The sequence below is a fragment of the Micromonospora sp. NPDC047527 genome (assembly GCF_040643015.1).
In the GTDB taxonomy this organism is placed as follows: Bacteria; Actinomycetota; Actinomycetes; order Mycobacteriales; family Micromonosporaceae; genus Micromonospora.
Map to the genome: position 1 here is coordinate 1,766,241 of NZ_JBEYTK010000001.1, position 21,645 is coordinate 1,787,885.

Here is a 21,645-nt window from a genome sequence, read left to right on the forward strand (position 1 = left end):
TCGCCGGCCTGGCCGGCTGCTGTTGGTGACGCCCCGGCTTCACCAACAGCAGCCGGGGCTCAGGGCCGCTCGACCTCCGCGGACGCACCGGTGATCATCGAGACGATCTCGTTGCGGCTGGTCTCCTCGATGTTGCGCACTCCGACCTGGCGCCCTCGGCGCAGCACGGCCACCCGGTCGGCGATCCGGAAGACCTGGTCGAGGTTGTGGCTGACGATCAGCACGGCGGCGCCCCGTTCCCGCAACTTCATGATCAGTTGCTCCACCTTGGCGGTCTCGGCCACCCCGAGCGCGGCGGTCGGCTCGTCCATCAGCACCAGGCCGCTGGCCCAGTGGGTGGCACGGCAGATCGCCACCGCCTGCCGCTGCCCACCGGAGAGGTCCCTGATCGTCGCCTTCGCGCTGGGGATGCGGACGTCCAGGGCATCCACCAGCTCCTGGGTCTCCCGCGCCATCCGGCGCCGGTCCAGCAGCCGCAGCGGGCCGCGGACCAACTCCCGTCCGAGGAACATGTTCATGTAGACCGGCTGTGAGTCGGCCAGGGCGAGGTCCTGGTAGACCACCTCGACACCCTGCTTGCGGGCATCGGAGGCGTCCCGGAACGACACCGGCCGGCCGTGCATCCGCAGTTCGCCCTCGGTCGGCTGGTACACCCCAGAAATGATCTTCACGAGGGTGGACTTGCCGGCGCCGTTGTCGCCGACCAGTGCGGTGATCTGGCCGGCGGCCAACTCCAGGTCGAAGCGCTCGATCGCGACGACCCCGCCGAACTGCTTACGGATGTCGCGCAACTGCAACGGCGGTGCGCCGGTTGCGGCCTCGCCACCGGCCGGGACGGTGTTCCGGGTGACCGTGCTCATGATTGCCTCCCTGTGCCAGCCGAGTGGGTGCTCGCGTCGGTGTCGTCGATCCGGATCGGCGTCGAACCGTCGGCGGCGTAGACGCCGGTCACGGCCGGGGCACCGGACCGGACGCCGGTCACGCCCGCGGTCAGTGCCCGGGTGACGAAGACCTGCGGCCGGAATCCGAACAGGACCGTGTCGCCGGGCGCGACGGACGGCACGGCGGAGACGTCGGCCATCGCGTAGTAGTCGATCGCCTCCGGTGCGGGCATCTCCACGTCGACCAGGTGCGCGTCGTCGAGACCGCCGCCCCGGGGCACGATCAGGGCGCGGGTGCCGCCCAGACCGAGCACGGGGTCGACGTAGAGCCCGCCACCGAAGACGTAGGCCCGGCCGCCCCACAGGTGGGACACCTCGCTGACGTAGAGCACCGCCGGCTCCTCGACCAGGTCGGTGACCGCGTGCCAGGGCGTCGTGCCGGTCAGCCCGTGACCGGGCTCGACCTGGGTGGCGCCAGCCTCGGCGAGCATGCCCAGGATCGCGGCGGACGTCGTACCCGGGGCGTTGATCTCGACGTGCGACCGCCCGGCGGCGCGCAGCGCGGCGGCGGCGGTCCGCAGGGTGTCGAGGTTGGGCGTCGGCACCACCCGACCGGCGGCCGGGTCGAACAGTTGGGTCGGGAAGCTGGTGACACCCGCGAACCGCGCACCGGCGAGGGCGTCGAGCCGGTCGGCGACCGCGACGATCTCGTCGGCCGGGTAGCCGCCCTCGTGACCCCGGTAGAAGCGGTCGCCGGGGGCGCTGACCCGGGCGAGCAGCGCCTGCTCCCGGCCGGTCGCGGCGTTCGCGGCCGCCGCCTCGCCGGCCTTGGTGTCGTCGAACACCGTCCAGTGCTTCGGGGCGAGCGCGGCGGCGGTGGCCGCCTCGTGCCGGGGAATCTGCACCAGGTGACCGAGGTGACCGATGCCGAGCCCGCCGCGCCGGTCGGCGAGCGCGCACTGCAGGTCGACGCCGACCGCCTCGGTGATGCCGGCGTCGCGGACCGTCCGGCAGAAGTCGGGATTCCGCCCGACCTGCTTGGTCATCGCGTAGGCGGTCAGCCCGAGCCGGTCGGCCTCGCGCCGGATGGCGACGGCGTTGGTCGCCACGGTGTCCAGGTCCAGCGCGTAGCAGTTGGCCGGCAGGTCGCCCTTCTGGTGCAGGTCCGCGGCAGCGGTCAGGAGGCCCGGGTTGCGGCGTCGCAGCAGATCCAGAAACATGCGTGTGCTTCCTTCCGGGTCAGCTGCGCCGCTCGCGCAGCGAGAGGGAGACGGCCACGAGGATGATCGCGCCGCGCGCCATCATCTGCTGGGACACGGACAGCCCGGCCAGGATCAGGCCGTTGTTGAGCATGCCCATCAGCAGGCTGCCCAGCAGCGCCCCGACGATGGAGCCCTTGCCGCCGAACAGGCTGGTCCCGCCGACGATCACGGCGGCGATCACGGACATCAGGTCGGCCTCGCCGAGGGTGTACCGGGCGCCCTGGAGGCGGCCGGCGTACAGCAGGCCGGCCATGGCGGCGCACATCGCGCTGCCCATCATCACCATGATCTTGACGCGGACCACCTTGATGCCGCTGACCCGGGCCGCGGCGACGTTGTCGCCGATCGCGAGGGTGTGCGCCCCGTACCGAGTCTGCCGCAGCACGATGTAGCCGACGACCGCGGCCGCCACCGACCAGAGCACCAGGCCGGGGATGCCGAGGATCTCGCCCTGGCCGAAGAGCGAGAGGAACGCCTCGTTGCTGACCGGCACCGACTGCAGGCCGGTGACCTCGCGGGCCAGGCCGGCCACCGCGCCCATCGTGGCGAGGGTGACCAGGAAGGAGGGCAGCCGCACGAGGGTGACGAAGACACCGTTGACCAGGCCGACCGCCGCACCGGCGAGCAGTCCGGCAGCCGCGCCGAGCAGCATGCTGTCGGTCTCCCGCAGCGTCACCGCGCCGACCAGCGCGGAGAGCGCGACGACCGAGCCGATCGACAGGTCGATCTCACCGGCCGCCAGCACGAAGACCAGCCCGACGGCCATGACCGTGATCGGCGCGGTCTGGATGACGATGTTGGTGAGGTTGCTGGTGGTCAGGAAGCCGTTGCTGCCCTGCGTGATGGCGAAGAACAGGAACACGACGGCGAAGCCGATGTAGACCACATAGTCACGCCAGTTGAACCTGCTCCAGGTCGGCCCGCTTCTGGCCTTGACCGCCGCATCGGTCTGGGTCATCTATCGTCCCTCCGCTGATTCGAAAGAGGCGTTCCTGCCGGGCTGGGCCGCGACGAGCCGCGCCGGCGCATCGGGGTGGACGCCGGCCTCTTGGCGGGCGACCGCGACGGCACCAAGTACGCCGGCCCGGTCGCCGAGCTGGCTGGTCTTGATCTCCGGGGCATCCGCGCTCAGCGCGGCGACCCAGCGCCGGACCGGCTCGACCAACTCGGTCCGGGAGCCGATCCCGCCGCCGAGGACGACCGCCTCCGGGTCGAGGACGGCGGTGACCGCGACGATGGCCAACGCGATGAAGCGGGCCTCCTCGTCGATGGCCGTCCGGGCCCCCTGATCGCCGGCAGCGGCGCGGGCGAAGACGTCGGGCACGCTGGCCTGCTCGCCGCTCACCGCTCGATAGCGGGCGGCCAGGGCGGCACCGGCGACGGCCTGCTCCAGCGCGCCGTGGATCTGGTTGGCCGGGTCGAACGGGTCGGTGCCCAGCGGCAGGTAGGAGATCTCCCCCGCCGCGCCACGGGCGCCGCGGACCAGTTCCCCGTTCAACACGATGCCCATGCCGATCCCGGTGCCGACGGCCACGAACACGAAGTGCCGGTGGGTACGTCCGCTGCCCAGCCACCGCTCCCCGGCGGCCGCCATGTTGACGTCGTTGTCCAGCACCACCGGGTGTCCCAGACGGCTGGTCAGCTCGGTCCGGATGTCGAAGGCCCCGAGTTCGGAGACGTTCGGGGAGAGGTCGACGGTGCCGGTCGCCGGGTCCGGGGCGCCGGGCAGGCCGATCGCGCTGACCCGGATGTCGGACCACCGCACACCGGACCGGAGAGCCAGGTCGCGGAGCAGCGTGTCGATCTGCGCGGCGACCGCCACCCCGCCACGGGGGTCGGTGGCCTGCACGTCCTCGGCCACGATGTGACCGGCGAGATCCGCGAGCGCGGCCCGGAGCTTGGTGCCGCCGAGGTCCACACCGGCGACGTACCCGGCCGGGACGGACGGCGAATGCGCGGCCATCAGCCGACCGTCAGGAGTCGGGCCGGGTTGGCCACCAGCATCTGGTCGAGCGCCTCCGGCGGCACGCCGCGCCGGGCGAGACCCGGCACGATCTCCTGGCCCAGGTACGAGTACCCGAGGCGACCGTGCGTGCCCGGGTTCAGGTACGCCTCGGCGCCGGTCAGGTCCATCGAGAGCAGGATCCGGTCGGCGTAGCCGTCCCGAACCAACCCGGCGAGCATGTCCAGCCGGGCGTGGTCGGGCCGGTGGTACGCCCGTTTGCCGAACTCGCCCTCCGGCGGGTCCTCGGGCAGCGGGGCGAGCACGAAGTCCCAGAACTGCTTGCCGAGCGTGTCGAATGCGATGTTGACGCCGGTCGCCAGCACCGCCCGCAGGTAGTCCGGGTCGGGGTTGATGTCCAGATGGCCGATGACGACCCGGGAGAGGTCGGCCTTCTCCTCGCGGAGGATCTCGACCTGCTCCAGCGCCATCGTGCCGTGCGTGGTGTGGGTGTTGACCGACAGGCCGGTGGCGACGTGGGCGCGGGCGGCGGCCCGCAGGCACTTCTCCTCGTGCGGGGTGATCTCGTTCAGCCCGGTGGCCTGCTCGCCGAAGATGCCGACCTTGACGCCGGTGTCCCCCACGCCGATGGTGGCGTCGGCGACGAACCGCTCCCGCATCTCGTCCACGCTGGCCTTCAGGGCCCAGCCCGGCGAGTACGGCTCCAGGTAGATCGCCGACCCGGCGACGACGTGCAGGCCGGTGCGTTGGGCCACCTCGCGCAGCAGGGTGACGTCGTGACCCACCACTTCGTACGGGGACAGGTCCACGATCGTGCCGAAGCCCAGTTCCGGCAGGCCCCGTACCGCGACGACGGCGAGGTCCGCGCGGTCGTCGCCGGCACCGCCGGACAGCCACGGCCCGGGCACCAGCGCGCCGAGGTGCTCGTGACTCAGCACCCGGCCGAGCGACTCGGGGGACACCGGCCCGAGGACTGTCTGGACGTACCCCATCTGGCTTTTCCTTCCATCGCTTCGCCGGGGCCGAGGCCCGTGTGGCGTGGCCCAGGTGAGGTCCGGGGTCTCTCTGGAGAGGCCCCGGACCTCGTTGCCTGCTGTCAGTTGCCGCGCACCTCGGCCGGGGGCTCCTGGCCGTAGTCGTCGCGCCAGGCCTCGGCGATGTTCTCCTTGGTGGCGGCCATCGGCGATCCGACGACCAGCTCCGGGGCCTTCTTGTCGAGCAGCCCGTAGGCGGCGACGATGCCCAGGCTCTGGCCGAGCCGGGTGGAGCCGTTGGCGACGACGCCGACGATGTTGCCGCCCTTGACCAGGTCGGCGGCGAGGTTCGCCTCCAGGTCGTTGGTGACGATCTTGACGTCGGTACGTCCCTGCTGCCGGGTCGCGGCGAGCACGCCCTCGGCGGCGGTGGCCCAGGCGACGTAGACGCCGTTCAGGTCGGAGTGGCGGGTCAGCATCGCGGTGGCGATGTCCTCGGTCCGCGCCGGGTCGGAGAAGCCGGTCTCCTCGACGATCTTGATGTCCGGGTAGAGGAAGTTCAGCCAGTCCTTGAACGCCTTGTCCCGCTGGTTGGTGAACCAGAAGTCGGCGTCGTGGTAGATGTAGCCGACCTTGCCCTTGCCGCCGAGCGCCTTGCCGAGCATCTCCGCGTTGGCCTTGCCGAACGCGGTCAGGTCGGCGGTGACGATCCCGACGATCTGCTCCCCGGCCTTGTAACCCTTCGGCGGGGTGGTCATCACGACGAGCTTGACGCCGGCGTCCACGGCGGGCTTGAAGGCCGCGGCCGCCGCGGTGGGGTCGACCGCGATGGTGACGATCAGGTCGGGCTTGAGCGCCAGCACGGTCTGCACGTTGTTGGCCTGCCGGGCCGCGTCGAACTCGGCGCTGGTGCTGGCGAGCACCTTGATGCCGAGTTGGTCGAACTCCTTGCGGACCCCGGACTCCACCGCCTTGGTCAGCGCGGAACCCTCGTGCCAGACGAAGGCGGCCGAGAAGTTGCCGTCCTTGACCTTCTGCTGCTCCTCGGGGGTCAGCGACAGCTGGTCGGCGGCGGTGGGCGTCTCCCCGCCGGGGCCGACGAACGACAGGCTCGGTTCGGTGCGGGGGCCGCTCGACGCGCCGCCGTCGTCGCCGGACGTCTCGTTCGAGCAGGCGCTGACCATGAGCGCCAGGGCGCAGATTGCGCCCAGGACGGCCCCACGTCTACGGGTGAGATTCATAGCTCTTCCCTCCACAGGCAACGGGCCCGGAACCGGTGGCTCCGGACTGAGACGGGGTTCCGACGCGACCAGCACGGCACGTGACAAGGGACCCGTGCCGTCACCCCGGGATCCGGTGCGTACCGGTGGGGCGGCGGCCTCTATTTCCGTTCAGGGTGAAAGTATTACCGCGCTGGTCAGGCCCGTCAAGAGGGTTGATCGGAGATTCCACCCACTCACTTCGACCCGAAAATCCGATTCTGGTGAGGCGGCGTGGTGGCACCGGTGACAGATTCGGTGCGGGCCAACCACCAAGCGGCAGAAGCAACTCACCGATCCGACACGCGATCGGTGGTTGCCCCGACAGCACCCTGCCCTTAACATTCGGACGGAAAAGAAATAGGGGGGTGGACGTGGAAGCACAAGCGCCCCGGCGCGCGAACCGGTCGACCGTGCTGGCTCACGTCCTGACACACGGGCCGGTGACCCGCACCGCCATCGGCCAGGAGACCGACCTCTCCCCCGCCACCGTCTCGCGCATCGTCGAGGTGCTGCTCGACGAAGGGCTGCTGACCGAGACCGATGGCACCCCGACCACCACCCGGGGCCGGCGGGCGACCCGCGTGGCGATCGCCGCCGGACGGGGCGTGGTCTGCGGGGTCGACGTCGGCGGTTCCAACGTCCGGTTGGTGGTGGCCGACCTCGCCGCCACGCCGCTGGTCGGCCGCACCGTCCCCACACCGGCCGACTATGACGCCCCCCGGCTGGCCCGCTGGCTGGCCGACCTGATCCGGCAGACCGTCGGCGACAACCTGGCCCGGCTCGACTGCGTGGCGGTGGGGCTGCCCGGAGCCGTCCGGCAGCACGACCGCACGGTGTGCAACGCGCCGAACCTTCCTCAGGTCGAGGACCCGGACTTCCTCCGACTGTTGGAGAAGCGGCTGGCGGTCGGGGTCGAAGTGGACAACGACTCCAACTACGCGCTCCTCGGCGAGCTGCGCTTCGGCGCCGCCCGCGACGCGCAGACCGCGGTGATGTTCACCATCGGGGCCGGGCTCGGTGCCGGCGTCGCCATCGAGCGGCGGCTGTTCCGGGGCCGCAGCGGGATGGTCGGCGAGTTCGGGCACCTGCCGGCCGGCCCGCTGGGCGGCGCACTCGAACAGATCATCAGCGGGCACGGCATCCTCGCCCGCGCCCGCGATCTCGGCCTACCGTTCGACAACGCGGCCGACGTGTTCCACTCCACCGACTCCCGCCTGGTCCCGGTCAAGCAGTACGTCGAGCAGGCGCTGCTGATCATCCTCACCGCCGCGGTGGTCGCCTACGAGCCCGAGGTGATCGTCCTCGGCGGCGGCATCTCCCACGCCCTCAAGCCCGACCTCGGTCGACTGGGCAGTCGGCTGCGGGAGATCGTGCCCGCCACGGCGGCAGCCGTGCAGAGCGCGGAACTCGGGGACCTCTCCGGCGCGTTGGGTGCCGTGGTGGCGGCGTTGCACAGCGCGTACGGCCGACTCGGGCTCGCCGAGGCCGACCTCGCCCACGTGCCCCAGTCGGACGCCCTCGCCGGCTGCGACCTGGGCGCGTTGTCCGCCACAGTGATCGCGTAATCCGTCCGCCGCCCTTCTGCCCGACGGCGCCGCTCGTGGGGGGCCGACGACCTGAGGTCGTCGGCTCCCACGCCTGCTGACTACCGAACCCGCAGCTGCTGATGGACCGCTGCGGCGGGAGCGTAGGTCGGGTCACCGGAGTAGGCGACGTGGACCGGGTACCCCCCTGCTGACAGCCCGGCGGTCGGCAGTTCGATGACGGCCACGCCGTCGGTCAGCGCAACCACCCGCGTGCTGCCGCCGAAGGTGACGGCCACCTCACCGGTCACCTTCGGCGCCTTCTTGTGCTGGGTCTGCGCCCGCACATCGACGTTCAGCGTGAACGTTGCACCCCGGACGATCGACGCGGGGGCGGCCTTCGCCTTGACCACGACCCGTGCCGTGCCCGGGGCCGTCATGGTGACCTGGGCTGAGCCTGCCTTGGTCGGGTCGACCACCGACGTCGCCACGACAGTGAGCGCCGAGGCGGTCTCGTCAGCGGCCACCGAGAGCAGACCATCCGCGGAGATGGTCGTTGCCGCTGAGGTCGCTCCCGTGACCGACCACGTCACCGCGGGGCTCACACCATCGTTGGTCGTCACCTGGGCGTTGAACTGCCTGACCCAGTTCCAGCCCCGCGTCAACGTCTCGGTCGGGGGCGTCACCGACACGGAGTCGACCCCCGACCACAGGTGGTCCCGGGCGAAGATCGTGAACAGTTGGCCCGCCGTCATCCCGTCGTGCGCGCCGGGGACCTGGGTCGTCTCGGCGGCGAACCCGCGTGCCCGGAAGTTGTTCGCGATGGCGTTCTGGGCGTTGAGGTTGCCCTCGAAGACACCGTTGCCGAGGAACACGAAGAGGCCGTCATCCCCGACCGCGCCCGCGATGTTGTCGTAGTCCTGCGCGGTGAGGGACGGATTGCCGGAGAAGTGTCCATAGAAACCGAACGTGGTCGGGTAGTTCCTGATAACCACGCCACCCGTCATCCCGCCGTAGGAGAACCCGCCGTAGGCGCGCCCCGAACGCTCGGTCGAGACGTTGTAGCTCGCTTCGACGAGCGGAAGGATCGTCTGGACCAGGTTGTTCGCGGCGTTCGTCTGGTTGTACGAGGCGAACCCGAGGCTGGTGCCCGTGAAGTGGTTCCCCATGGTGACCGCCACCGTCGGCTCGATCTCGCCCTTCGCCGTCATGTTGTCCAGGATGTTCGGGACATTCGCGGGGACCATGAAGTCGGTCTCGTCACCGAAGATGCCGTGGGCGAGATACGCGACCTTGTACGGTTCGGCGCGGTTGGCATCGTAGTTGGGCGGCAGGTAGACGCCGAGGTAATGGCCACTGTCGCCCAGGATCGTGGTGTAGGGGACGTACTGGACGGTGCCCCGTCGCGAGCGGTCCGCCATCGGCAGCTCGTACTCCGCACGCTCCTTCAGCACCGGGTCGTTCTGCTTCCTGGCGTACGGCACGTACACGGCATCGAGGACGTCGTTGTTCCTGACGCGGAACGAGGACTCGCCCGGGGGGCGAGGGTTCGTCGAGGCGGGATCCCAGATGCGCTTGTTGACCCAACCCTGAGTCGGGTCCCAGACCCGGTACCAGTAGCTGAGGCTTCCGGCGTGCAGCGGGACCGAGACCGACCAGTATCCCGACGAGTCTCTGGTCATGTCCCTGAGGAACTCGGTGCCTCCAGAGTGGTAGCGCCCCGGCTGCCACGCTTCCGGCTGATACCGCGTGTTGCCGGTGTTGACGTCGAGCAGAGTCAGGTCCCCGGCAAGGCGGACCTGCGTGGCGTTGGGATTGTGGTAGACGAACTTCGCGGTGTATCCGGTCGGTGAAGCGGGATCCGCCTTGACGGTCGCGCCCTGCACAATCGCGGGTCCGGCTGCGGCGGCAGCCGGCGCCGAGACGATGGCGCCCGCACCGAGTGACACGAACGCGAGCATCGAGATCGCACGCCTGAGCCGGCGCCTTCCGATCGCCTTCCTCAACTGAGCACACTCCTTTGTAGTCTCAAATCGCGGCCTTGAGCTGGGAAAAGCTCACTCCTGGGCCGCGCGGGTTCCCTCAACCATGACGTGACCCGCGCCGATGCTCCGGTGGACCTGTATTCAGCTAAATCGAATTAGCACAGGTAGTGTGGCGGGGCGCTCCTAACGGTGTCAAGGGATCCCGGGGCCGTCGCGGCCTCGGGTTACTCCTGGTCACGGCATCGACGAAGTCACCCCCGACACGCCGACCCCTGGCTAGACTCAGGGACCGGCGTCGATCGGGGGAGCATGCGCAGGTGAGTTCGTCCCAGCTCCTCGTCACGCTGGACCGCGACAGCCCGGTCCCGTTGCAGCAGCAGCTCTACGACCAGATCAGCAGATCCGTGCGCGCCGGTCGGCTGCGCCCCGGCGACCCGCTGCCGCCCAGCCGCGAACTGGCACACCAACTCCGGGTCTCCCGGACGGTGGTGACCCGGGCGTACGAACTGCTGCGGGCCAACGGGGTGCTCACCTCACGGCGCGGATCCGGCACGCGGGTCAGCGGCGCCCTGCCCGACGCGCCGCCACCCGCCCAGCGCGGCACCCGCGCGCACCTCTGGCCCGAGCCGCCGCTGCCCACCGACGCCGGCAGTCCGCTGTGGAAACCCTGGGAACCGGCACCGATGCACCGGCCGGACGGGACGTACGACTTCCGGCACGGCACCCCGGCGCTGGCCAGCTTCCCGATCACCCGGTGGCGGCAGTCGCTCGCCGAGGCGGTGAGCCGGGCCGACGCGGTGGCGCTGGGCTACGGCCCGGCCGAGGGCTCCCCGTCGTTGCGTACCGAGATCACCGCGCTGCTGCGCCGTAGCCGGGCACTCGACGCCACCCGCGAGAACACGGTGGTGACCAGCGGCGCCACCCAGGCCATGGACATCCTGGTGCGGCTGCTCGTCGGCCCCGGCGACGTGGTGGTCATCGAGGACCCGAGCCACACCGTGCTGCGCCAGATCTTCGGCTATTCGCGGGCCGCGGTGGTGCCGGTCGCTGTCGACGAGGAGGGCCTGCTGGTCGACGAGATCGACTGCCGGGTCCGCGAGCACGGCCTCGACCCCGCCCGGGTACGCCTGGTCTACGTCACCCCGTCGCACCAGTTCCCGACCGGGTTCATCATGTCCGACCGGCGGCGACGGGCGCTTCTGCGCTGGGCCCGCGAACACGCCGCGACGGTGCTGGAGGACGACTACCACAACGAGTTCACCTTCGCCGAGGAGCGACTCCCGTCGCTGGCCGCCGATCCGCAGGACGCGGACGTGGCCTACGTCGGCAGCTTCAGCAAGACCCTCTTCCCCTCACTGCGCATCGGGTACGCGGTGCTGCCGCCACACCTCGTCCGGTCGTTCCTCGGCGTCAAGTGGATCACCGATCGGCTGAGCCCTACCCTGACCCAGGAGGCGCTGGCCGAGTTCATCTCCTCCGGCGCGTACGCCCGGCACATCGGCCGGATGGACCGCCTCTACCGGCAGCGACGCGCCCGGCTGCTGGAGGCGCTCCACGAGCACTTCGGCGCGGGGGTGGAGATCTCCGGTACGGCGGCCGGGCTGCACGTGCTGGTGACCCTGGGCGGCGCGCCCGACGCCGACGAGGCGGAGATCGTGCGCGCCGCCGCCGCGCGGGGCGTCCGGGTCTACCCGGCCTCGGGTTACTTCGTCACCCGGCCACCGACCGAACCAACCTTCCTGATCGGGTACGCGGCACTGCCGACCGCCCGGATCACCGAGGGTGTGGCGCTGCTGGCCGCCGCGGTGCGGGACGTGACGGCTCGGTGAAGCGGGGCCGGTTCGGTGGCGGCGATCACGCTGCGGAACTGGGCCGCGTACCGGCCGGCCGCCGGCCGGTAGATCACCAGGATCGCGCGGTTCACGGGCGGCTCCCACGGTGGGTGCCGGCGGGGCTGAGCGGCCCGCCGCCGGTGGACGGGCCGGCGGTGCGCAGGACCACGCTGGTCGTCGTGCCGTCGAGCACCGCCTCCTGCCGCGCGTCGTCCTCCTGCCGCGCGCCGTCGGCCAGCTCGTCGAGGACGGCCGCGAGCCGGGCCAGCGCGTCCGTCACCTCCGCCCGGCCGCCGGGGTGCGCCGACTCGACGGTGAGCAGCAGCCGGTGCCGGCCCAGATCGGTGCGGACCAGGTGGCCCTGCCGCCAGTTCCAGCGCCGCGAGTGGGCCCGCCCGTCGGCGTCCCCGTAGACGACCTCGCCCGGCTCGGGCTGCTCGGGCGCGTCGGGCGCGCCGAGCGGCAGGTACGTCTCGGTGCCGTCGGCCGGCCGGACGACGAGGTCGGCGAAGCCGTCGACCGCGCACGAGGCCACCGGCAGCGCCGCGCCGAGCGAGACCGCGTTGCAGAGATCGACCAGGGCGTTGATCCGGGGCAGCCGATCCCCCTTGGCCACCCGGCGGGCGATCGACTCGGCGGCGCACGGGAACCTGTTCGGGTTCACCCCCACCGCCCGGTACGCGTCCCGCCACGCGGCGATGCCCGGCAGCCCCGCCACCCCGGCCTTGTCCAGGCCCGCCGCGTGCAGCGCGTCCTCGGCGGCCGTCAGCAGCGCCGACACGGCGGGAGGCGCCGGCGCGACCTCGACGGCCGGTATGGCGAGCACGCCGAGCACGTAGTCCGGCACCGCGGTCAGCACCCGGTCGTCGATGCGTACGGTGAGGGTGGCCGCACCGTCGCTGAGCTGGGTCATCGTGATCCTCGTGGAGTTCGGGTCCTGTGGTCGGACCGACCGTACGCAGCGGTGCGGCCACCGGGTGTGGCCAATCCGGGGTGATCCGGTGAGGCCAATCCCCATCACGTAGCCGTCGTCGGGTGACCGCTCGGTGCCGGCCTACTCCACCAGGGTGGCCTTCAGGGCCTTGAGGTCGTCGGCGCCGAAGCCCCGCGCCGCCAGCCAGGTGGCGACGCCGCCGTGCCGCTCCTGCACCAGCGTCAGGAAGTGCTCCATGGTGGCCGGCTCGGCGGTGTGCGCCTCCTCGGGGAGGCTCGCGATCCGCTTCTCCCAGGCCGGTAGGACCCGCGTCTGGTTCCGGATGGCGACCAGGTGTTCCCGGGTACGCGCGTAGTCCTCGACCACGTTGCGCGGGTGCACTCCGAGCGCGGCGAGCAGCACGGCGACGACGACGCCGGTGCGGTCCTTGCCCGCTGTGCAGTGCACGAGCAGCGGGTGGTCGCGGGCGTCCACCGCGTGCCGTACCGCCGTGATGATCGTCGGGGCGGACACCACGAGCATGTCGGCGTAGTGCTCGGCCAGGCGCACACTGGGGTCCGGATGGATCGGCCGCAGGCTCGATCGGCCGAACGGCAGATGCATGATCCGCAGCCCGTCGGTGAGCCGGTCCCGTTCGCTGGTCTCGGCGATCTCCCGGCGGCCCCGCAGGTCGATCCTGATGCGGATGCCTGTCGTCTCGCGGAAGGTCTGCGCCTGGTCCGGGTCGAGGAACACCGGGGTGGCGCTGCGGTAGATCGCGCCGGGGCGCACCCGCCCACCCTCGACGGTCGGCAGGCCACCGAGATCCCGGAAGTTCAGCGGCGCGTGGACGCTCATCGGACGGCGAGCAGGTGGTCGATGAGTTCCTCCCGCTGCGTGGCCGGCCCGTCGAACAGCAACTCGCTGCTCTTGGCCCGCTTGAAGTAGAGGCCGATCGGATGCTCCCAGGTGAAGCCGATGCCGCCGTGCACCTGCACGGCCGTGGCGGTGACCCGGAAGTACGCCTCGGAACAGAACGACCGCACGGTCCGGGCCTGGACGGCGAAGGCGTCGTCGGCGAGGGTGTCGTCCACCGCGAGGACGAGCGACCGCATCGATTCCACGTCGAGCAGGCGCTCGGCACACAGGTGTTTGATCGCCTGGAAACCTCCCACCGGGCGGCCGAACTGCTCCCGGGTCAACGCGTGCTCGACCATCAGCTCCAACGCGCGGGCCGCGCCGCCGGTCTGCTCCGCGGCCAGCGCGACCATCGCCTGGTCCCGCACCCGGTCCACCACCGCGCCCGCCTGCCCCGGCCGGCCGAGCCGCCGTGCCCGGACGGAGCTGAACCGCACCACCGCCTGCCGGCGGGTCGGGTCCAGCACGGGGGACGGTTCCACGGTCACCCCCACCTCGGCCGGGTCCACCGCCAGCACGTCGACGCCGTCCACGGTCCGGGCAACCACCAGCAGGAGTACCGCCGCCTCGGCGTCGACGACGTGCGTCGCCGTGCCGTCGACCAGCCACGTGCCGTCCTGACCGGCCCGGCCCCGCAGGTCGCCCCGCAGGGAGACGGCCGTTCGCAGCGACCCGTCGGCGATCCGTGGCAACCAGTCCGAGCAGGCCAGCTCGTCGCCGAGCCGCAGCAGCAGTTCGGCCCCGAGGGCCACGGTGGCGAAGTACGGGCCGCCATACAGGACGCGACCGAGTTCCTCGAACACGAGCCGCAGTTCCGCGCCGCCGAACCCCTGCCCGCCGTACGTCTCGGGAATGGCCACGCCGGGCAGCCCGAGCTCGACCGCCATCCGTTGCCAGATGGCGGGATCGAAGCCGACCGGGTCCTCCATCAGCCGCCGTACCTCGGACTCCGGTGACGCCTTCGCCAGGAAGCCGCGCAGCGACCGGCGGAAGTCGGCCTGGTCGTCGCTCACCGGGTCGCCTCCCAGGTGTCCCAATAGACGACGGACTCCACCGGACGTCGGCGGGCCTCGCCCCAGCGGCCGGTCGGGACGCCGATCGGGATCAGCGCCCAGGCGATCGCGTCCGGTGGCAGTCCGAGCACCTCGCGCACCTCGTCGGCGGCGTGGCGGTGGGTGGTGGTCAGGGTCGTGCCCAGGCCCAGCGCCCGCGCCGCCAGCATCAGGTTCTGCACCGCCGGGTACACCGACGACGGCTCGTCCACGGTCGTCACCGGAACGATCAGAGCTGGCGCCTCGCCCATGTGCTCGGCCAGATGGTCCGCCGAGCGCAGCATCCGGGCCTGCTGCTCGGCCGCCTCGGGGTCGTCGGGCACGCGGTCGTCGTACCGCCGGCGGACCGGTGCCCAGCAGGCCCGGTAGATCTCGCCGAGTCGGGCGCGCCGCTCGGCGTCGGTGACCACCACCCACCGCAGCCACTGCGCGTTTCCGCCGGACGGCGCGCAGTGGGCCGCGCGCAGAATGGTCCACAGTTGTTCATCGGTGACCGGTGCGGTCGGGTCCAGCCGCCGCATCGCGCGCGTCGTCCGGATCACCTCGAAGACGTCCATCGGTCAGGCTCCTTCGGCAGCGTTCATCAGGCGGCGTTCCAGGCTGGGGGTCGCCGAGATCAGGGCGCGGGTGTAGTCCGACTCGGGCCGGGTGAGCACCTGCTCGGTCGGCCCGTGTTCCATCACGGTGCCGTTGCTCAGCACCAGGACCCGGTCGGCCAGGTGGCTGACGACGGCGATGTCGTGCGAGATGAAGACCATCGCGATGCCGAGTTCCTCCCGGACCCGGTTGAGCAGGTTGAGAACGGTGGCGCGTACCGACACATCGAGCGAGGACACCGCCTCGTCGCAGACCAGCACCGTCGGCTTGGCCGCCAGCGCTCGGGCGATCGAGACGCGTTGTCGTTGGCCGCCGGAGAGCTGTGTCGGGCGGCGGTCCGCGTCGGCTTCAGTGAGACCGACGTATCGGACGTACTCCATCGACGGCTCGCGGAACCGGCGCGACAACCGCCGGTTCACGGCGGAAACCTCGGCCATCGAACGCCAGACCGGCAGCCGGGGGTTCAACGCCCCGGCCGACTCCTGGACGATCATCTGCACCGATCGCGGCCCGCCAGCGAGGTGCTCGACGGTGCCCTCGGTCGGCGGCAGGAAGCCGGCGATGATCCGGCCCAGCGTGGACTTGCCCGAGCCGGACTCGCCGACGACGCCGAGCACCTCACCGCGCGTCAACTCCAGGCTGACGTCGGAGAGCACCCGGTGGGCCTTCGCGCCCGAGCCGTAGTCCTTGGACACCTTCGAGACCCGCAGGACCGCGCTCACCGGAGCGCCTCCGTCCGGCTGGCGCACCCGGCGGGGGCGGCCACGCCGAGCGGGTGCCGGCACCGCACCAGGCTCTCCTCGACGGTCCACAGTTCGGGGTGCTCCCGGCAGTCGTCGGCGGCCCGGTGGCACCGGGCGGCGTAGTTGCACCCGCCGCCGGTCCAGCCGCCCGGCCGGTCGGCGGTGATTTCCGGGAAGGTCCGCAGCCGGTTGCCCCCGAGCCGCGGCACGCAGTCGAGCAGCGCCTGCGAGTAGGGGTGTCGCGGCCGGCTCAGCATCGCGTCCACCGCGCCGACCTCCTTCACCTCGCCCCGGTAGAGCACCATCACCCGGTCGCTCACGTCGCCGAGGACACCCAGGTCGTGGCTGATGAAGACGGCGCTCAGCCCACGCGAGGCGACCAGTTCCCGGATCAGGACGAGGATGTCCTTCTGCAACGAGACGTCCAGCGCCGTGGTGGGCTCGTCGGCGAGGACCACGTCGGCCTCGCAGCTGAGCGCCATCGCGATCATCACCCGCTGGCACATGCCGCCGGAGAGTTCGTGCGGGTAGCTGTTCATGACCCGGTCGGGGTCGAGCCGGACGTCGCGCAGCGCCACCACCGCGCGTGACCCGGCCTCGGTCCGGCTGGCGGGCAGGTGGGCACGGATCACCCGGACGATCTGGTCACCCACCCGGCGCATCGGGTGCAGCGCCGAGACGCTCTCCTGGAAGATCATCGCGATCCTCCGGCCACGGATCGCGCGGAGCGGGCGGCCCCGGAGCCCGACCAGTTCCTGGTCGCCGAGGCGGATGCTTCCGGTCACCTCGGCGTCCGGCGGCAGCAGGCCCAGCGCGGCGAGGGCGATGGAGGACTTACCGCTGCCGGACTCCCCCGCCACACCGAGGACCTCACCGCGTCCGACCGTGAACGAGACGTTCCGCACCGCGGGCTCGGGGCTCCCCGCGAACCTGATGCTCAGGTCGCGGATCTCCAGGGCCGCCTGCTCCGCGCCTGTCACTTGCGGGCCACCGTCGACATGTCCGGCCGACCGCTGGCGTTCGGCTCGTAGCCGGCCACCTGGTCGGACAGCCCGACGATCATCGGCACGGTGAACAGCGGCGCGAACGGCGCGACCTCAACCACCTTCTTGGCGAGGTCGGTCGCCGCGGCCTTGCGCGGCGCGAAGTCGAACGTGGTCAGCAGCTTGTCCTGCAACTGCGCGGTGCCGAAGTCGGTCTTGCCGGCGTTGTAGAAGGAGTCCGGGTTGAGCAACCGGCCGTAGGTGATGGCCGGGTCGGCGTGGCCGGTCCAGCCGGACAGGAAGCAGGGCGCCTGGTCCTTGGCCCAGAAGGCCTCGGTGGCCGCGGCGGCGGTCTCGGACTGGATGGTGACGTCGATGCCGATCTTCTTCAGCGAGTCGATGATGATCGGGCCGCTGGTCTCGTAGTTGAGGCCCGGGAAGGTCAGGCACTTCATGGCCACCCGCTTGCCCCCGGTGGCCTGCGCGACGAGCGACTTGGCCTTCGCCTCGTCGTAGGCGTAGGTGGGTGTGATCGACGCGTCGTGGTACGGGTGCGTCGGCGGCAGCGCCGTCCAGGTCACCTCGGCGGCCTCACCGCTTGCCGCCTTCCGGATGACCTCGCGATCGAGCGCGTAGTTGATCGCCTGCCGGATCTCCACCTTGTCGGTCGGCGCCAGCTTGGCGTTGAAGTTGATCATCGTCTCGGAGTACGCGGGACCGACCACCACCTCCTTGCCCGGCACCGTCTTCAGCTTCTCCACGCTCAGCGGCGGCACCGAGATCGCCACGTCGACGACATTGCTCTGGAAGGCCGTCACCATGGCCTGCGGGTCCTTGAACACCTGCCAGTTGAGCGTGGGCGCCTTGCCCTTGTCACCCCAGTACGCATCGTTGCGCTTGTAGTTGACGGCAGCGCCGGTCTGCAGGCTCTCCAGCGTGTACTTCCCGGCTCCGACCGGACGGGCGGCGAAGTCCTTGCCCTCCTTCTCGACCGCGGTCGGTGAGACGATCATCCCGGCCCGGTCACTCAACGCCGTCGGGATCGAGGAGTCCGGCTTGCTCAACGCGAGCACCACGGTGTTCGCACCCTCGGCGGTGATCGCGGAGACGCTGGCGATGTCCTGGCCGTTGGCGGACGCCTTGAACCGGTCCATGCTCGCCTTCACGGCGGCGGCGTCCATCGTCGTTCCGTCGGAGAACGTGACGCCGTCGCGCAGTTCGAGGGTGATCTTGGAGCCGTCGTCCGCGACCTTCCACGAGGTGGCCAGGCCGGGCCCCAGCTCGCCGGTCTTGGGGTCACCGACCAGCAGCCGGTCGTAGACCAGGTTGAGGTGCGGATAGTCGTACCCCGAGGAGCTCACCGTCGGGTCCAGCGAGGTCGGGAAGTTGACCGTGCCGATCTTCAACGGTGCGGCGGCGGACGAGTCGGTTCCCGACTCGCCGGACCCGCAGGCGGACGCGGACGCGAGGACAAGGATGCCGACGGCGAGGGCGGTGATTGGTAGGCGGCGTGGGCCGAAGATGGTCATAGTTGCTCCTCATCGAGGGAATTGGTGAGAAGGATGGGCCGGATGGTGGGACGCTCATCCGATCCGTAGGCGGTCGCGCAGGCCGTCTCCGAACTGGCTGATCGCGAACGCGGTTGCGGTGATCAGCAGGCCGGGGGCGACGGTGAGCAACGGGTTGACGTAGAAGTCGGCGTAGGCGCGGGCCAGGTCCGGCCCCCAACTGGGTGCCGGCGGCTGCACGCCCAGGCCGAGGAATCCGAGAGCGGCCTCGATGATCAGTGCGGTGCTGGCCAGGCCGCAGAGCTGGACGACCACCGGCCCCATCGCGTTGGGCAGCACATGCCGCAGAGCGATCCGCCAGCCGCGCACGCCGAGTGAGCGGGCCACCAGCACGAACTCCGCCTGCCGCAGCGCCAGCACCTGGGCGCGCAGCAGCCGGGCGACGATCGGCGCGAAGACGACGCCGACCGAGAGCATCGCGGTGAGCAGGCTGGGGCCGAGCGCGCCGGTGATCGCGATGGCGAGCACGATGCCCGGGAAGGAGATCACGGCGTCGGCGAGCCGCATCAACACCTCGTCGACCGGCCCGCCGACATAGCCGGCGACCAGGCCCCAGAGGCTGCCGAAGATGCCGGCCACGCCGACGGTGATGGCGATTCCGCGAAAGCTGGAGGCCGACCCGTGCATCAGTCGGGACAGCACGTCGCGGCCGTTCGCGTCGGTGCCGAGCCAGTGCGCGCCGGACGGCCCGGCGTACGGGTTCGAGGGGTCGATGGCCAGCGGGTCGTACGGCGCCAGCCAGGGCGCGAGCAGACCGGCCAGCAGCACCAGCAGGACGACCGCGCCGCCGAGCCAGAAGGCGACGGCACGCGAGCCGCCAGCCGGTCGGGGCCGACGGGCGGCCGACCCCGGGCGGAACCGGGGCGGCGTGACCGTGGTGCTCGGGTCCATCGACGTGGTCATCGGTGTGCCTCCTGCGATCGGGCTACCGGTGCGGGCAGCCCACGGTCGGCCGGGTCCTGCTGCTGGCGCGGGGCGAGCCCGAGCTCGGTCAGGAGTTCCGCGGTGTGCTCTCCGGTCCGCGGCACGGTGAGCGCGCCGGGGCGGTCGGTGAGGCCGACCCGCACCGGGCGGCCGGGCACCCGCACCGGGCGGCCGTCGGGACCGTCCACGGTCAGCACCATGGCCGCGTCGGCCATCGCCGCGACCGCCTCCCCGACCGAGCGCATCGGTCCCGCCGCGACGCCCGCGGCGTGCATCGCGCCAAGCACCTCGGCGACGCTGCGACCGGAGGTCCAGTCACTGACCACCTGTTCCAGGCGGTCACGCGCCGGCCCGGTGGACTCGTCGTAGCTGACGTCGGTGCCGCCCAGAACGGCCCAGAACCGCTGCCAGGCGGCGTCGCCCAGTGGGGCCAGGAAGACCTGCCCGTCGCGCGCCGGAAAGACGGTCGCGAACGCGGTCTGGACCTGGTTGCCCCAGCGCCCACGGGGGACGCCGGCGGCTGCCAGGCCGACCTCGTGGGCCAGCATGGCGGTGTACGAGTCGAGCATGCTCACGTCGACGAAGGTTCCGACGCCCGTGCTCTCGCGCTCGCGCAGAGCCATCAGCACGGCGATTGTCGCGTGGTAGGCGGCCACATGGTCGGCCACGAAGGCCCCGACGAACGTCGGCTCGCCGCCGGGATGCCCGGTGAGGTCGGCGATCCCGCCCATCGCCTGGATCACGCCGTCGTACGCGCCCCGGGGTGCGTCGGGCGTCCCGGAGCCGAACCCGGTGACGTGCACCATCACCAGCCGTGGGTTACGGGCCCGCAGCACGTCGTAGGACCAGCCCAGTCGCTGCGGCACGTCGGCGCCGTAGTTGGTCACCACCACGTCGGCGGTGTCGCAGAGCCGGAGCAGCGCCTCCCGGTCGTGCGGGGTCTTCAGGTCCAGGCAGACGCTGCGCTTGCCCCGGTTGTGCGAGGCGAAGTAGACGCTGCGACCGTCCACGACCGGCAGGGCGTTGCGGGACATCTCCCCCGCCGGCGGCTCGACCTTGACGACGTCCGCACCGTGGTCGGCGAGCATCTGCGCGCAGTGCGGGCCGGCGATCGCGTGGCCGAGTTCGATCACCCGGATGCCGGCCAGCGCGCCGGTTGCCGCGCTCACGCCGCCACCCGCCGGTCGAGCCGGGCCAGCACGAGGTCGGCGACGAAGTTGAGGACGAGCACCAGCAGTGCCATCAGCAGCACGGCGCCCTGCAACGTCGCGTAGTCCCGGTTGTCGACCGACTGCACGACCAGGCTGCCCAGCCCGGGGATCGCGAACACGTTCTCGACCACCACGGAGGCCCCCACCAGAGTGGCCACCAACAGCGGCAGCAGGGTCACCACGGCGGGCGCCGCCGAGCGTAACGCGTCGCCGAGGTACACCTGCCGGGGCGAGAGGCCCATCGCCCAGGCCGTCCGGATGTGCGCGCTGTCCAGCGCCTGGCCGACCGCGCTGCGTACGTGCCGGCAGACCAGCGCGCCGGTGGCGAAGGAGAGCACCAGCACCGGGAGCACGATCGAGCGGATCGTCTGCACCCAGTCGTCGCCGAGCGGCGTGTAGCCGACAGCCGGCAGCAGTGCCAGGTCGAGGCCGATGAAGCCGGCCGCGATCGTCGCCAGCCAGAAGTCCGGAACGGCGAGGCCGATGCCGGACACCGCGAGCACCGAACGGCCGTCCAGGTGGCGACGCCGGGCCGCCGCCCACAGCCCGGCCCCGCCGCCGATCACCAGGGCCAGCACGAGCGCCGAGACCACCACCAACACGGTCGGTTCGAGACGGCGGGCGAGCAGCGTGTCCACCGGTTCCCGGCTGAAGTAGGAGGTGCCGAGGTCGCCGCGCACCAGGCTGCCGATCCAGGACGTGTACTGCTCGACGAGCGGCCGGTCCAGCCCGAGCTGCCGGTTGATCTCGTCAATCGACTCCTGGGTGGATCCCGCGCCCGCGATCGCCTCGGCGGGGCCGCCCGGCACGATCTGCTGCAGCCCGAACACCATCAGGGTGATCAGCAGCAGGGTGGGCACGAAGGTGGCCAGTCTGCGAATCAGGAAGGCGCGCATCCCGTCACCTCTCTCGCCATCGGACCGGGAGACCCGACACGCGGGTCCACCAGGGGAAGCTATATTGACGCTGACGTCGGGGTCAGAATCGTTGAGAGGACGTTAAGACGAGGCAGGACCGATGTCCAGGATTTTCTATGATTCGGTTCACACGGCCG

The 21,645-nt window shown here is 71.4% G+C and carries 19 protein-coding genes; 2 read left to right on the top strand and 17 right to left on the bottom strand.

The features are described from left to right. Positions 1-59: 59 nt before the first annotated feature. From ABZ808_RS07825 to ABZ808_RS07850, 6 genes are all read right to left on the bottom strand, one after another. Positions 60-860: an ATP-binding cassette domain-containing protein gene (locus ABZ808_RS07825; protein WP_357002357.1), complete on the bottom strand. Its 801-nt coding sequence runs from the start codon at positions 858-860 to the stop codon at positions 60-62. Further along, positions 857-2,101, bottom strand: coding sequence for an alanine racemase (locus ABZ808_RS07830; protein WP_357002359.1), 1,245 nt, complete (start codon positions 2,099-2,101; stop codon positions 857-859). Before ABZ808_RS07830 ends, ABZ808_RS07825 begins: the two co-directional genes overlap by 4 nt. A 19-nt stretch (positions 2,102-2,120) precedes the next feature. Beyond that, complete coding sequence (locus ABZ808_RS07835) at positions 2,121-3,101, bottom strand: ABC transporter permease (RefSeq protein ID WP_357002361.1); 981 nt, start codon at positions 3,099-3,101, stop codon at positions 2,121-2,123. Beyond that, the gene (locus tag ABZ808_RS07840; protein ID WP_357002363.1) at positions 3,102-4,106 is read right to left on the bottom strand and encodes an ROK family protein; all 1,005 of its coding nucleotides are present in this window, start codon (positions 4,104-4,106) and stop codon (positions 3,102-3,104) included. After that, positions 4,106-5,098 (bottom strand): aryldialkylphosphatase, encoded by a 993-nt coding sequence (locus ABZ808_RS07845; protein ID WP_357002365.1) that lies wholly within the window; start codon positions 5,096-5,098, stop codon positions 4,106-4,108. Before ABZ808_RS07845 ends, ABZ808_RS07840 begins: the two co-directional genes overlap by 1 nt. Before the next feature lie 104 nt (positions 5,099-5,202). Continuing rightward, positions 5,203-6,321 carry a substrate-binding domain-containing protein gene (locus ABZ808_RS07850; RefSeq protein ID WP_357002368.1) on the bottom strand — a complete coding sequence of 373 codons (1,119 nt, stop codon included), beginning with the start codon at positions 6,319-6,321 and terminating at the stop codon, positions 5,203-5,205. Positions 6,322-6,752: 431 nt separating this feature from the next. Between ABZ808_RS07850 and ABZ808_RS07855 the strand changes: the two genes are divergently transcribed. Then, complete coding sequence (locus ABZ808_RS07855) at positions 6,753-7,907, top strand: ROK family transcriptional regulator (RefSeq protein WP_357002822.1); 1,155 nt, start codon at positions 6,753-6,755, stop codon at positions 7,905-7,907. Positions 7,908-7,987: 80 nt separating this feature from the next. Here the strand turns inward: ABZ808_RS07855 and ABZ808_RS07860 are convergent, their stop codons facing one another. Next, positions 7,988-9,814 carry an alpha/beta hydrolase-fold protein gene (locus tag ABZ808_RS07860; protein WP_357002371.1) on the bottom strand — a complete coding sequence of 609 codons (1,827 nt, stop codon included), beginning with the start codon at positions 9,812-9,814 and terminating at the stop codon, positions 7,988-7,990. A gap of 353 nt (positions 9,815-10,167) precedes the next feature. Between ABZ808_RS07860 and ABZ808_RS07865 the strand changes: the two genes are divergently transcribed. After that, positions 10,168-11,679 carry a PLP-dependent aminotransferase family protein gene (locus ABZ808_RS07865; RefSeq protein WP_357002374.1) on the top strand — a complete coding sequence of 504 codons (1,512 nt, stop codon included), beginning with the start codon at positions 10,168-10,170 and terminating at the stop codon, positions 11,677-11,679. 91 nt (positions 11,680-11,770) lie between these two features. Here ABZ808_RS07865 and ABZ808_RS07870 read toward each other — a convergent pair whose 3' ends face one another. From ABZ808_RS07870 to ABZ808_RS07915, 10 genes are all read right to left on the bottom strand, one after another. Then, positions 11,771-12,595 carry a phenylalanine--tRNA ligase beta subunit-related protein gene (locus ABZ808_RS07870; RefSeq protein ID WP_357002376.1) on the bottom strand — a complete coding sequence of 275 codons (825 nt, stop codon included), beginning with the start codon at positions 12,593-12,595 and terminating at the stop codon, positions 11,771-11,773. A gap of 141 nt (positions 12,596-12,736) precedes the next feature. After that, positions 12,737-13,453 carry a tyrosine-protein phosphatase gene (locus tag ABZ808_RS07875; protein WP_357002378.1) on the bottom strand — a complete coding sequence of 239 codons (717 nt, stop codon included), beginning with the start codon at positions 13,451-13,453 and terminating at the stop codon, positions 12,737-12,739. Next, positions 13,450-14,526 carry an acyl-CoA dehydrogenase family protein gene (locus ABZ808_RS07880; RefSeq protein ID WP_357002380.1) on the bottom strand — a complete coding sequence of 359 codons (1,077 nt, stop codon included), beginning with the start codon at positions 14,524-14,526 and terminating at the stop codon, positions 13,450-13,452. The genes ABZ808_RS07875 and ABZ808_RS07880 overlap by 4 nt, the downstream gene beginning before the upstream one ends. Then, positions 14,523-15,122 (bottom strand): nitroreductase family protein, encoded by a 600-nt coding sequence (locus tag ABZ808_RS07885; protein ID WP_357002382.1) that lies wholly within the window; start codon positions 15,120-15,122, stop codon positions 14,523-14,525. The genes ABZ808_RS07880 and ABZ808_RS07885 overlap by 4 nt, the downstream gene beginning before the upstream one ends. A gap of 3 nt (positions 15,123-15,125) precedes the next feature. Further along, positions 15,126-15,884, bottom strand: a complete 759-nt coding sequence (locus ABZ808_RS07890; RefSeq protein ID WP_357002385.1) for an ABC transporter ATP-binding protein — start codon at positions 15,882-15,884, stop codon at positions 15,126-15,128. Next, complete coding sequence (locus ABZ808_RS07895) at positions 15,881-16,885, bottom strand: ABC transporter ATP-binding protein (RefSeq protein ID WP_357002387.1); 1,005 nt, start codon at positions 16,883-16,885, stop codon at positions 15,881-15,883. The genes ABZ808_RS07890 and ABZ808_RS07895 overlap by 4 nt, the downstream gene beginning before the upstream one ends. Next, positions 16,882-18,417 carry an ABC transporter substrate-binding protein gene (locus ABZ808_RS07900; protein ID WP_357002389.1) on the bottom strand — a complete coding sequence of 512 codons (1,536 nt, stop codon included), beginning with the start codon at positions 18,415-18,417 and terminating at the stop codon, positions 16,882-16,884. The genes ABZ808_RS07895 and ABZ808_RS07900 overlap by 4 nt, the downstream gene beginning before the upstream one ends. A gap of 54 nt (positions 18,418-18,471) precedes the next feature. Continuing rightward, complete coding sequence (locus ABZ808_RS07905) at positions 18,472-19,359, bottom strand: ABC transporter permease (protein WP_357002391.1); 888 nt, start codon at positions 19,357-19,359, stop codon at positions 18,472-18,474. Further along, on the bottom strand, positions 19,356-20,549 hold the full coding sequence (locus ABZ808_RS07910; protein ID WP_357002393.1) for a CoA transferase: 1,194 nt from the start codon (positions 20,547-20,549) through the stop codon (positions 19,356-19,358). The genes ABZ808_RS07905 and ABZ808_RS07910 overlap by 4 nt, the downstream gene beginning before the upstream one ends. Beyond that, the gene (locus ABZ808_RS07915) at positions 20,546-21,487 is read right to left on the bottom strand and encodes an ABC transporter permease (protein WP_357002395.1); all 942 of its coding nucleotides are present in this window, start codon (positions 21,485-21,487) and stop codon (positions 20,546-20,548) included. The genes ABZ808_RS07910 and ABZ808_RS07915 overlap by 4 nt, the downstream gene beginning before the upstream one ends. Between the last annotated feature and the right edge of the window lie 158 nt (positions 21,488-21,645).